General features: G+C 41.9%; 10 protein-coding genes. 1 reads left to right on the top strand and 9 read right to left on the bottom strand.

The window, feature by feature from the left end; all coding sequences use genetic code 11:
• Positions 1 to 184: 184 nt before the first annotated feature.
• The 4 genes from cshA to IEU90_RS09040 form a co-directional block, all read right to left on the bottom strand.
• Positions 185 to 1,672, bottom strand: a complete 1,488-nt coding sequence (gene cshA, locus IEU90_RS09055; RefSeq protein WP_153710523.1) for a degradosome RNA helicase CshA — start codon at positions 1,670 to 1,672, stop codon at positions 185 to 187.
• Between the two features lie 71 nt (positions 1,673 to 1,743).
• Complete coding sequence (locus tag IEU90_RS09050; RefSeq protein ID WP_188358032.1) at positions 1,744 to 3,123, bottom strand: UDP-N-acetylmuramoyl-tripeptide--D-alanyl-D-alanine ligase; 1,380 nt, start codon at positions 3,121 to 3,123, stop codon at positions 1,744 to 1,746.
• Between the two features lie 151 nt (positions 3,124 to 3,274).
• Positions 3,275 to 4,171, bottom strand: a complete 897-nt coding sequence (gene htpX, locus IEU90_RS09045) for a zinc metalloprotease HtpX (protein ID WP_153710521.1) — start codon at positions 4,169 to 4,171, stop codon at positions 3,275 to 3,277.
• 2 nt (positions 4,172 to 4,173) lie between these two features.
• A complete protein-coding gene (locus tag IEU90_RS09040; protein ID WP_153710520.1) occupies positions 4,174 to 4,743 on the bottom strand; it encodes a LemA family protein in 570 nt (189 codons plus the stop codon).
• A 129-nt stretch (positions 4,744 to 4,872) separates the two neighbouring features.
• Here IEU90_RS09040 and IEU90_RS09035 point away from each other — a divergent pair, with 129 nt between their 5' ends.
• A complete protein-coding gene (locus IEU90_RS09035) occupies positions 4,873 to 5,337 on the top strand; it encodes a low molecular weight protein-tyrosine-phosphatase (protein ID WP_153710519.1) in 465 nt (154 codons plus the stop codon).
• A 111-nt stretch (positions 5,338 to 5,448) separates the two neighbouring features.
• Here IEU90_RS09035 and IEU90_RS09030 read toward each other — a convergent pair whose 3' ends face one another.
• Genes IEU90_RS09030 through ppsA form a run of 5 tightly spaced genes read right to left on the bottom strand, consistent with a single transcriptional unit; the run spans position 5,449 to position 11,989 of the window.
• Complete coding sequence (locus IEU90_RS09030) at positions 5,449 to 6,105, bottom strand: histidine phosphatase family protein (RefSeq protein ID WP_153710518.1); 657 nt, start codon at positions 6,103 to 6,105, stop codon at positions 5,449 to 5,451.
• A 19-nt stretch (positions 6,106 to 6,124) separates the two neighbouring features.
• Complete coding sequence (gene fba, locus IEU90_RS09025; protein ID WP_153710517.1) at positions 6,125 to 6,991, bottom strand: class II fructose-1,6-bisphosphate aldolase; 867 nt, start codon at positions 6,989 to 6,991, stop codon at positions 6,125 to 6,127.
• Positions 6,992 to 7,009: 18 nt separating this feature from the next.
• A complete protein-coding gene (tpiA, locus tag IEU90_RS09020) occupies positions 7,010 to 7,789 on the bottom strand; it encodes a triose-phosphate isomerase (protein ID WP_153710516.1) in 780 nt (259 codons plus the stop codon).
• A gap of 15 nt (positions 7,790 to 7,804) precedes the next feature.
• Complete coding sequence (locus IEU90_RS09015) at positions 7,805 to 9,592, bottom strand: right-handed parallel beta-helix repeat-containing protein (protein ID WP_153710515.1); 1,788 nt, start codon at positions 9,590 to 9,592, stop codon at positions 7,805 to 7,807.
• Positions 9,593 to 9,607: 15 nt separating this feature from the next.
• Complete coding sequence (gene ppsA / locus IEU90_RS09010) at positions 9,608 to 11,989, bottom strand: phosphoenolpyruvate synthase (RefSeq protein ID WP_153710514.1); 2,382 nt, start codon at positions 11,987 to 11,989, stop codon at positions 9,608 to 9,610.
• Between the last annotated feature and the right edge of the window lie 87 nt (positions 11,990 to 12,076).

Here is a 12,076-nt window from a genome sequence, read left to right as displayed (position 1 = left end):
TTACTACTATGCCTACATTTACTGCCTTATTAAGCGGACTTAATGCCGATAAAAAATATTAGCAATCCGCTCACTAAGACAATTACATGATAAGTATAACTTAAAATATACCGTCCTACAACTACCTTAGCTCTTTTAAATCTTAAAAGACCCCTAGCGCCTCTTTGCACTAGGAGTCTGTTTACTAATCTTCTTTTCGGTGACGGATATTAAATGAATGACGGCTAGAATGGCTCTTGCCGTGGTTATCATTCCGATGTCCGTGACGACGATAATTTTTGCGGCGGTAGTGGTTTCCGCCATGGTAATTATTACGGTTGCCGTTACGATTATTATTACGCTTGTTACGGCGTGGGAGCGGTCGTTCTGGGGTGATCTTTACCGGAACTTCACTTGCCGCTTCCTTGGTCATGTTGTTTAATAACGCTGCTACTAAATCAGTTGCATTATGGGTCTCCAATAACTTTTCAGCAGCTTCTTCATATCGATCAGTTGAATCTTGTGCAATCAACTCATCAATGTCATTAAAGGCTGAGGCCACTTGACCCTTAAATGCTTCTTCGGCTGTTGGCGGCTTCAATGGTAGCATCCGCACCCGAGTTAATTTCTCGATTTCGTGGAGGTAATCCATCTCATTTGGCGTAACAAAGGTTAAGGATACACCATGATGTCCGGCACGACCAGTCCGACCAATCCGATGAACATAGCTGTCAGGGTCAGATGGAATATCATAATTATAAACATGGGTTACCCCAGAGATATCTAATCCACGGGCAGCTACATCTGTGGCGACCAAGATATCAAGCTCATTATTCTTAAACTTCCACATGATTTTTGATCGCTTATCCTGCGTAAGGTCACCATGGATTCCGGCTGCATTGTATCCCCGCGCAATTAATCCCTTTGATAATTCGTCTACCCGGCGCTTCGTCCGACCAAAGACAATCGTTAAGTCGGGGTCTTGGACATCAATTAACCGGGTCATAATATCAAACTTTTCGTAATCGCGAGCTCGAACATAGTATTGATCAACTAAGTCAGTTGTCAATTCCTTGGCCTTAATCCGAACAGTCTCTGGATCAGTCATAAACTGAACCCCAATCCGCTTAATTTCTGGTGGCATTGTTGCTGAGAAGAGCAATGTTTGCCGATTATCTGGAGTTTCTTTAATGATTGCCTCAATATCATCCAAGAATCCCATATTAAGCATCTCATCAGCTTCATCGAGGACAAGCGTCTTAATGTGGTCAAGCTTAACTGTATGGCGGTTAATATGATCACGTAAACGACCAGGAGTCCCAACAAGAATTTGCGGGTGCTGCTTCAAGCTCTTAATTTGGCGACGAATATCTGCACCACCGTATACTACTTGAACCCGGACATGTTTATCTTTTCCCAGACGGTAAAGTTCTTCTTGGGTCTGGATTGCTAGTTCACGGGTTGGGGAAATGATGATCGCTTGGATATTAGAATTATCAGTATCAACATTTTCAATAATCGGCAATCCAAAGGCAGCCGTCTTACCAGTCCCTGTCTGTGCTTGTCCGATAACATCCTTACCCTTAAGGACCATCGGAATTGTTTGTTCTTGGATTGGAGTTGCCTCTTCGTATCCGCTCCGCTTAATTGCTTTTAATAGGCTATCTGATAAGCCTAATTCACTAAACTTCAAAAATTTTCCTCCTAAAAATGACCAGTCGATTCATGATATAAGCATCAGTAATCGACTGGCAAATATATTAACTATTCTGCTTTTAATGCCGTTAAAACTTCTTCAAGGTGAATACCGTGACTTGCCTTTAGTAGGACAATATCATCACCAGTCAAAGTACTTTTAAGATCGGCAATTAACTGTTGAAGGTTATCAGCAGCATAGTGATGAATATCCTCTGCTGGGTAACCCTCTTGGATCAACTTATCTTTAAGATTTTTCATTTGTTCGCCTACAAGGTAAACACTAGCAATCTTTTGGTGGTCAATCTCCTCTGCTAAGCTAGCATGCAACTTAGGCGCCGCATCCCCTAATTCAAGCATATCGCCAAGGACCGCAATCCGCCGTCCCTTTACCGGAGTCTCCGCGATTGTCTTAAGGACTTCCTTAGCTGCAGTCGGGTTTGAATTGTAAACATCGCTTAAAATCTGTTCACCATTTTCACCCTTAACCCATTCGGCGCGGTTTTCGGTCAATTCAACATTTGCCAGCGCCTGCTTCATATGAGCGGGAGTAATATGAAGCAGCTGGCCAACCTCCATCGCTGCTAAGGCGTTATTAACGTTGTATTCTCCTACCATCGAAATCGTGAATTCGTCATCCGGCCATTCATTGACAGTAAAAGATAACTGGCGAGGTTCATCGTGAACACTCGTTGCATATAAATCATTGCTTAGCTGCCGACCAAAGCGCATTTGCCGTTGTTTAAGATCTTTTACCCGGTCTGTTAGCAATGGCTCATCACCATTAAATACTAGCGTCCCATCTTCTTTTAGGCCATGAGTAATTTCCATCTTTGCGTCAGCAATCTTATCACGAGTCCCAAAGAATTCAATATGAGCTTCCCCAATCATTGTAATCACAGCAATGTCAGGATTGACAAGCTTACTTAAGAAGTCCAGTTGGCCGAAACGGTCCATCCCCATCTCAACAACAACTGCTTCTGTATTAGACTCCATATTAAGGAGGGTCACTGGAACTCCAATCTCATTATTAAAATTAGCATATGTCTTAGTGACATTGAACTGAGTGCTTAAAATCGACGCAATCATATCCTTAGTCGTCGTTTTACCATTACTTCCCGTAACAGCAACAACAATTGGATTAATCTTATGCAAGTAATACTTACCCAAACGCTGAAGTGCCTCTAGCGGATCACTAACAACTAATAATGGGTGAGTATGACCTGTTATCTCATGGTCACTAGCCCACAAACTAGCCGCGGCGCCATTAGTAAAAGCACTAGGTACGTATTGATGGCCATCTTGAGCACCTTGCAACGGAACAAACAAGCTCCCCTGATCCAAGTGGCGACTGTCAAATGACACACTAGTCACTTCCACGTCTTTCCATTGTTCAATGTCATTTTGTGCGTTAATCGCCTTGGCAATTTCCGCTAATTTCATTTTCATGAAAAAGATACCTCTTCTTTTGATACTTTGGTCTAGCTTTTTAATTATATCACCCTCACTAGTATAAGGCGATTAAAAACAAAAATGTTACATAAAAATAAAGCGGGAGAAAAGGAGAATTTTCTGTAATTCCCTTCTTCTTCCACTTTGACTACATTTGACGTAACCGCTCAATTCGCTTATCCAGCGGCGGATGCGTGTCGAATAAATTTGAGAATGGATGATGCTTAGCGTTTTTTTCCGGATCACTGATGTATAGAGCTGAACTACTAGGATCCACGTGTTTCATTGGTACAGCAGTCTTAAGCTTCTCCAATGCGCTGATCATTCCCTGCGGATTACGCGTTAATTCAACAGCTCCTGCATCGGCTAAATATTCCCGATTACGGGAAAGTGCCATTTGAGCGATTGTAGCTGCTAATGGCGCAAGGATAATCAACAAGATCGAGCCGATAATTGCAAAAACACTCGAAGGATTATCACGGTCATCACTACTACTTCGCCCGCCAATCCACCAGAAGTTTCCCGCAAAGTTAACAAGCATTGCAATTGCAGAGGCTAAAGCTAACGCAATCGTTTGGAGGCGAATATCATAATTCCGAACGTGAGTCATTTCGTGGGCCATTACCCCTTCCAATTCTTCACGGTTCATCTTCTCCATCAGCCCGGTAGTAGCGGCTACAGCAGCGTGCTCAGGGTCATTACCTGTTGCAAAAGCATTTGGACTCGGATCGTGGATAATATAAACTTTCGGCATTGGCACACGGGCAACCAAGGCCATATCTTCAACAACATGCCATAATTCCGGGGCATCACTTGCTGACCGAACCTCGGTTGCATTATTCATCCGCATCACCACATCAGTCGATTGACCAATAATTACGGACATGTAAACCACCGCAATGATTGCTGCAATGATCATTCCGCCAACTGCCGTCCGTGCAAATAAATATCCGATTGCCGCGCCAATTAAAGCAAGCAATACAAAGAACCCAAACATTACCAAAATTGTTTTTCGTTTATTACGGGCAATTTGCTGATATAACATGCTTAGTCACCTAAATCATCGAATGAAACTTTTGGAACCGCCTTAGCTTCGTCAGGAACCTGTAAGTAATCCATTTGCTGGAAGTGATGAATTTTTGCCACAATATTACTTGGGAAAGATTGAATCTTGGCGTCCAAAGCAGCAACAGTACTGTTATAAAGCTGCCGTGAGTAGGCAATTTTATTTTCAGTATTTGTCAATTCTTCCATTAATTTTTGGTATTCAGCACTTGCCTTTAAATCTGGATAGTTTTCAGCAACAGCAAATAACGTCCGCAAAGTTCCAGTTAATTCATTGGAAACTTCCATCTTTTTAGCGTGATCGCTATCCGGAATACTATTTAACTGTGTCCGAAGCTTAGTTACCTTTTCTAAAGTTCCAGCTTCATACTTGCTGTATCCCTTAACAGTTGAAATTAAGTTAGGGATCAAGTCGTTACGTCGTTGTAATTGAACATCAATTTGACTCCATGATTCTTGAGCGTGGGTCCGCAGTTGAATCAAACTGTTGTAAAGTCCTGCATAAATAGCAATTAGCAAGATAATAACAACAATTACAATAATAAGGGTCATTTCTGTTCCTCCTCTAAATAATATTTGTTCTTAATTTTACCAAAAACTTAAGGACAGTGTTAGAATTACCGAATATTTTAGCAAAATATTATCTTTTTCGGTATGATAGAAATAAAATGAGGTGATTATATGAATGTTTTGTTTGTCTGCTTAGGAAACATTTGTCGTTCTCCAATGGCCGAGGCAATGTTTAAGCAAATGGTCGATAAAGCAGGATTAAGCGGAAAAATCAATGTTGACTCTGCTGGAACAAGCAGTGAAGAAGAAGGTAATGGTCCCCACCCCGGCGCCGCGCAGACAATGCATGCGCACGGATTATCAACTGACGGGCTGGTCTCGCGTCCGATCACTCGGCAAGACTTTGAATGGGCCGATTATATTATTTGTATGGATAATATGAATAAGTATAATTTACAGCGGATCGCACCAGCGCAGGATCGGGATAAGGTTCATTTAGCCTATGAAGTTATTCCGGGTAAAGAAGATCAAGAGATTCCAGATCCATGGTATACGCACCGCTTTGAAGATACCTATAATAGTTTGAATGAAACATTGCCATTATGGCTAAACAAAATGGCAAAGGAATTGAAATAACAAAAATCATCTTCACTCTTCCAAGAACACAAACAAGGCCTCTAGAGTTCGGGTTTACCGGATTTTAGGGGCCTTTTGCGTATTGTGATATTCACTTTTCACAGTTATTTTTTATAATTCAAACTGGTTATATGCTACTACTGTCGTTTTTTTAGAGGTCAATTGCAGTTTCATTAACGCGCCATTGTGGAGATTTTCATACTTATGACCAGGTTCACCGTACATTCCTGCAATATATTGAATAATTGATCCGTGGGCAACAACTACAACGTTGCTATCATCTGGCAGATCCTGCAAAAATGCAATCGCCTGTTCTACTCGCGCGTTTAGTTCTTTACTATCCTCGGCAAGATGGGCTGGATCAGCTTCTTTCAACAAATCATGGGCTTTTTCAACCCCAAATTCATCAACTAGCTCGCCAATTCGGCGGAATCGTTTGCCACCAAGGTAACTTGCCCAAATTGCCCCTTCTTCATTACTGTGCCCCTCAAAAGATCCATAGAACACTTCGCGAAAGAATTTTTTTTGGACCGGTTCCTTCATTGAGGCGGTTGGATGTTCTGCAATTAGGATTCGTGCAGTATCAACTGCCCGTTTTAAATCACTTGAAAAAAGGTAGTCAATTCGCAAATCTGCTAAAACCTTACCGATTTTTTGCGCATTCATCTTTCCTTTTTCAGTTAACGGCGTGTCTGACCAGCCTTGTAACCGTGCGAAACGGTTAAAGTATGTTTCACCATGACGGACAAAGTAAACTGTAATTGCCATTCCATAACCTCCATTACAACTAAGCTACTGCCGGGGTGCCTAGCCATTCAATCATATCTTTCATTTTAGCAGTTATCGCATCAGTTCCTGGCAGCAGTAACTTCCGCGGATCGTAGCCTTTTTTCGCTGTATTTAAGTCTAACTCATTTTCAATGTACTTTCGCGTTGCATCTTGAAATGCTAACTGGAATTCTGTATTAATATTTACCTTTGCGATTCCCATTGAAATTGCCTTTTGCACTTGCTCTTTAGGAATCCCTGATCCGCCATGAAGTACTAACGGGATATCAATCGCATCTGCAATTTCTTGAAGGCGGTCAAAGTTTAATCCCGGCCAATTTGTAGGGTAAATTCCATGAATATTACCGATTCCACAGGCAAGGCGGTCAACACCCATTGCCGCGAACGCCATTGCATCCTCGACATCAGCTAATTCACCACTGCTTGTATCTTGGTTTTCACCAACTTTGCCAATTTCAGCTTCGACAGCGATTCCGCGTGAATGAGCCAGCTGAACAATTTCTTTTGTCTTTGCGTAATTCTCTTCAATCGGAAGCTTATGTCCATCAAACATAACAGATGAATAGCCGAGATTAATACATTCAATCGCTGCGTCATAGTCACCATGGTCAAGATTAAGGATAACCGGAACCTTGATCCCCATTGCATCCATTTGATCTTCAACCATATCCTTAACGAATTTGTAACCGCCCATGTACTTAGCAGCCCCCATTGAGACTTGAATTAAGACAGGTGTATTGGTCTCAGCAGCCGCTCGTAAAATTGCCCGTGTCCATTCAAGATTATTAATATTATAAGCGCCAATCGCATAGTGGTTCTTCCGTGCATCATCAAAAAGTTTGTTTCCGTTATCAAAATAAGCCATGTGTTCTTTCCTCCTGAACTAAATTACCTGTAATTTTTCGTTGCTCACTGCTTCAACACAGTTAACCATCTGCAAAAAGCTCTCAATGTCAAGGCTGGCACGACCGATTAACGCGCCATCAACATTCGGTTTACTCATAATTTTGTAAATATTATCGGGATTTACGCTACCGCCATAAAGGATTCGAATGCTATCACCGATTTTATTGCCATACATTTCAACCAGACTTTGCCGAATCGCCTGACATCCCTCTTCAGCAACATCTGGATTTGCCTGATGACTGCTACCAACTGCCCAGCTCGGCTCATATGAAATCACAACTTGTGACAGCTTGTTTGCTGGTACTCCCTTTAAGACACTCCGCAGTTGTTGAAAAACATAATGAATCTTGCCATTGACCTCGGTCTGAACCATTTCCTCATCTGTACAAATAATTGGAATAATTCCGACTTGAAGGGCCGCTAAAACTTTTTGGTTAATTGCATCATTACTTTCATTAAAAAGCCGGCGCCGTTCCAAATGGCCGAGCATCACATAAGTTACTCCCGCATCAGCTAAACTCCGCATACTAATTTCACCAGTATATGGACCTTCTAATTCAGCTGATGCATTTTGAGCAATAATTTGTAAGTTTGAATTTCCCGCTACTTCCTTCATGTTATACAGGGAAACCGCCTGCGCTGCGATTCCGATCTCTTTATTAGTCGGTAGCTTCTCTTTAATCGCCTTTACAAAAGCGACTGATTCATGAACGTTTTTGTTCATCTTCCAGTTCGCAATAATAAACGGTTTACGCATTCTTTTTCTTCCTCCTTAAAACAGCAGTCTAAATAAACGTTGACTGTATTCTTCTTTAGTATCAAATGGACCGGCAGTTACGCTAATTCCTTCGCGGTGGTTGCCTAAAAAGTCTGTATCAAAGTCAAGCGCGGTCTCAGCACTGGTACCGACTGCCACTACTCGGCTCGTGTCTTCATCTAAGTAGTCACAAATATTACTATCAATAAATACCCCGTCTTCATTTGAATCGATTTTCACCGTAACGTCTTCTGTCTGATCATTCATAAAGACATTTCCGGCTTTATTAGCAGGGATATAGTTTCGCTGCCCGCTAGTTTGACCAACGTAAACAGCATTGCCATCACTAACATGGTTATTAACCGGCTGTTCATCTGCCTGTTCTTGGGCAAATACAATTAACTTTTGCATCTCACCACGGAGAGTTTTCCGGATAAAAACGTTGTTATAGAAACAGGACGAATCATAGGAGTCGCTTTCCGTTGTTTTCTGTTGATAAAGGCGGTGATAGTAAGGATCATTGTCTAAAACATTAGTGTTGCTTAACCATTCCACGCTACCATTAATTAAGTTGTGAACCAATAGCACACCCTTTGTTGCAAGCTTAAGAGCACAATCTGACAGTAGGAAATTGTTGTCAATCAAAGTAACACCAGTAGAATCTTTAATTGTAATATCTTCGCCGAGTGCTGCAACTAGGTCGTCACGATTCTCAGTAGTTACTTCAAATGATTCTGGTAACGAATTGTTGTAGAAAACATTCCGTGATATTTGTGTATTCTCAACATCGCCGCCAAGCCAAATTCCCCGTGTACAGTCATGAATGCAATTACGAACAATTTTGGCACCAATAGCTGGCGAAAGATTAATTGCACTCACATCATCACTAACAAAGTTTTGGCGGACATTAATGTTGTAAATACTGTTATGCTCAATGACTGGTGATGGGTTGCCCTCAACACCGATAATACCGGTCTGTCCGCAATCATGGATAGTATTATTCTTAATACGGTGAGGATAAACCTTGTTATCATCAATCGTTGGTACAATGTTTCGGCCAAGTGAAATTCCCGAACACTTTGCGTGGGAAATGTCACATTTAGCAATTTTCCAGCCCTGACCACGGTTAGTGCCTATAATCCCTTTGTTATACTTTGGCGATGCCCAGCGACAGGCTGCTTTTGTCATCGTAAAGCCTGATAAAATAAGGTGGTTAATTTCCTCTTTTTCGGGGTAGAAACAAGTTTCACGAAATGTTAGCTCAACCTGTTCATTATTTGGATTTTTATCTTGGAAGTTAGCATAGATTACCGTTGCATTTTCTGCAGGCAACTGTTCGGTGTACCAGGTATAGAGGGTAGCCTTGCGATCTCGTGAAAGCTCGTTTTCGACTGGCTTTTCAACCTTGGCTAGCTGATCAACTTCATACATTGCCTTATTATTTAAGAAAATTTCACCGGCATGGTTAAAGGTCTGGTCAACTAAAATATTATAAGGATTATAATTACCAAAATCAGTATTAGGGAGCTTCAATTGCCATACCGTGCCGCTAATGTGCTGCCAGCCAGTAACCCGATCTGCTCCAGTGATAATTGCACGATTTTGTCGCGCAGATGCATAAATGATTGGCTTATCGTTAGTTCCCGAATATTGCGGATGAACTTCTTCATGGTATTCACCCGGCATTACTTGAACATAATCACCGGGACGCGCGATATCAGCAGCTTGTTGAATCCGTTTGAAGGGGAACTCTTGTGAACCATTACCATTTTCGGGAGCATTTATATCAACAAAAATTTGCATCTTATTCAATCCTTTCTACCATTCATAAGTTTCAGCATTCTGACGTCCCTTACCAGTTGCGCTGTCAAGCATAATCCGTTGTTCAACACTTGCCACATTCCGTTTTGTTGCTTTGACCATATCAGGATTAACCGAAATATAATCGATTCCTTGCTGAATCAAGAAAGCAGCTAGTTCAGGATATTCTGATGGTGCTTGACCACATATTGAGACCGTCTTATTGTCTTGATGGGCAGTCTTGATGAGGTGACTAATTGCACGTTTAACCGCAAGATTGCGTTCATCAAACAGGTGCGCAACCGTGTCATTATTACGGTCACAACCTAAGATAAGCATTGCTAGATCATTGGAGCCAATTGAGTAGCCATCGACGTACTTGTTAAATTGATCAGCTAAGATGATATTGCTTGGAATCTCAGCCATCATGTATACCTTAAAGTCTGGACCGCGGTATAGGCCTTCATCTTTCATTAGCCGCGTGACCTTTTCTAATTCTGCAACTGTCCGAACAAATGGAATCATCACATTAAGGTTCTTCAGTTGAAATTCTTCACGGACCTTTTTAATTGCCGCCAGTTCTAATTTGAACGCTTCAATATATTTTGGATCATAGTACCGTGAAGCTCCCCGCCAGCCAAGCAGGTCAGCTGGTTCATGTGGTTCGTACTTATCACCACCGGTTAAATTACGGTACTCCCCTGATTTAAAGTCGGAGAAACGCAGAACCATTGGCCGTGGAGCAATTGCACGGGCAACTTTGGCAATTCCATCGGCTAACATATCGACAACTTTTTCTGCTTGTCCGGTCTCAATTAGGTATAGGGGATGGTCATGAATATAGGTTGTCCAAATAAATTCTTCCCGCATTAGGCCAATTCCATCGGCAGGCAAATCAGCATATTTTTCGGCAAGTTCCGGATCACCCAGATTCATCATTACGCCAGTTGCGGTTGGCGCATAGTATTCAGCTTGACCACATTCTGTTGACTTTTCTCGTGAGCTAAACTGTGCTTGGATATTTCCGTGGTAGACAACACCATTTTTAGCATCAACCGTAACCTGATCACCATCTTGAAGTGTTTCAGTAACAGCGTCTCCACAGCTCTTGGTCCCCACAATACATGGAATCTGCATTTCACGTGAAACAATCGCTGCATGACAAGTCATTCCACCATTGTCAGTGATAATTGCTGCTGCTTTCTTCATTGCCGGTACCCAGTCTGGAGAGGTCATCAAGGTTACCAAGACTTCTCCTTCTTCAAATTGATCAATATCCTGAGGGTCAGCGATTACATGAACTTTTCCGGTTGCGGTACCGGGGCTGGCTGGTAATCCCTTAACTAACGGTTTTTGGCTTTCGTTCATCGGTTTCACTGACTCCTTTACTGTTTGTCCGCTATTTTTATTTGACCAGACTGTTTCAGGCCGCGCTTGTACTAACCACAGGCGGTCCGTCCGTGCATCCAGGGCAAATTCCATATCCATGTAACAGCCGTAATGTTTTTCAATTTCCTTAGCATAGCCAGCTAATTCACGAATTTGATCTTCGGTTAATGCAGGCCGGGTAGCACGCTCTGCTGGCACTTGTTCTTCATGAACACCACCACCAGGAGTTTGCCGCAACTCAATTGCTTTCGGTACAACTGATCGTTCTAACACGTGAAGGTCATCCTTATTAATCACAAAATGATCGGGGGTTACTTTCCCAAGAACAATATATTCACCTAGACCCCAGATTGTATCGATAACAATTTGTGAATCATCCCCGTTAGCCACGTTTACGGAGAACATTACACCAGATGCTTTAGAGAAAACCATCATCTGAATTGCTGCAGATAATGCCACCTTTTCATGAGGAAAATGTTGCTTATGACGATAATACGTAGCCCGATCAGTAAATAAAGAAGCATAACATTCTTGGACTTTTGCTAATACCATTTCTGCGCCACGGACATTTAAATATGATTCTTGCTGTCCCGCAAAAGAGGCATTTGGCAAGTCTTCCGCTGTGGCACTTGAACGAATAGCCACAAACGGTTCGGTCTCACCCATTTTTTCGGATAAGTCTGCGTAAGCCTGCGTAATTGATGCTGTCAGTTCGCTAGGCATTGAGGCATCAACAATCATCTGCCGGATTCGGGAACAAACTTGATGAAGCTCATCGGCATTTTCATAGTCGTTGATTTCATTTAACAAACTATTTATTTGATCGTTTAATCCCGTTTCAGTCATGAATTGGCGATAAGCATGGGTAGTTGTCGCAAATCCATATGGGACTGGAATTTTCATTGAAGAAGTCATTTCACCTAATGAGGAAGACTTTCCACCAACGAGATTAACGTCAGAACGATGCAATTCATCAAACCATAAAACATTTTCCTGCTCGCGTTTTTCCATTACTGCATCTCCTTAAATTCAATGTATCTCTTTCTTAGGCGGTTCCCAAAAAAGAGTCAAGGAATTTATGTCCATTAAAAAAATGAG

This window comes from Limosilactobacillus caviae, from assembly GCF_014635905.1.
GTDB lineage: Bacteria > Bacillota > Bacilli > Lactobacillales > Lactobacillaceae > Limosilactobacillus > Limosilactobacillus caviae.
Note: the sequence above shows the minus strand (reverse complement) of the source record. Positions and strands in the feature narration are given on the sequence as shown.

Bases quoted from the DNA above. Each gene is read 5' to 3' on its own strand.
- IEU90_RS09050 (WP_188358032.1), bottom strand. From the start codon at position 3,123: ATGAAAATGAAATTAGCGGAAATTGCCAAGGCGATTAACGCACAAAAT.
- htpX (WP_153710521.1), bottom strand. From the start codon at position 4,171: ATGTTATATCAGCAAATTGCCCGTAATAAACGAAAAACAATTTTGGTA.
- IEU90_RS09040 (WP_153710520.1), bottom strand. From the start codon at position 4,743: ATGACCCTTATTATTGTAATTGTTGTTATTATCTTGCTAATTGCTATT.
- IEU90_RS09035 (WP_153710519.1), top strand. From the start codon at position 4,873: ATGAATGTTTTGTTTGTCTGCTTAGGAAACATTTGTCGTTCTCCAATG.
- IEU90_RS09030 (WP_153710518.1), bottom strand. From the start codon at position 6,105: ATGGCAATTACAGTTTACTTTGTCCGTCATGGTGAAACATACTTTAAC.
- fba (WP_153710517.1), bottom strand. From the start codon at position 6,991: ATGGCTTATTTTGATAACGGAAACAAACTTTTTGATGATGCACGGAAG.
- tpiA (WP_153710516.1), bottom strand. From the start codon at position 7,789: ATGCGTAAACCGTTTATTATTGCGAACTGGAAGATGAACAAAAACGTT.
- IEU90_RS09015 (WP_153710515.1), bottom strand. From the start codon at position 9,592: ATGCAAATTTTTGTTGATATAAATGCTCCCGAAAATGGTAATGGTTCA.
- ppsA (WP_153710514.1), bottom strand. From the start codon at position 11,989: ATGGAAAAACGCGAGCAGGAAAATGTTTTATGGTTTGATGAATTGCAT.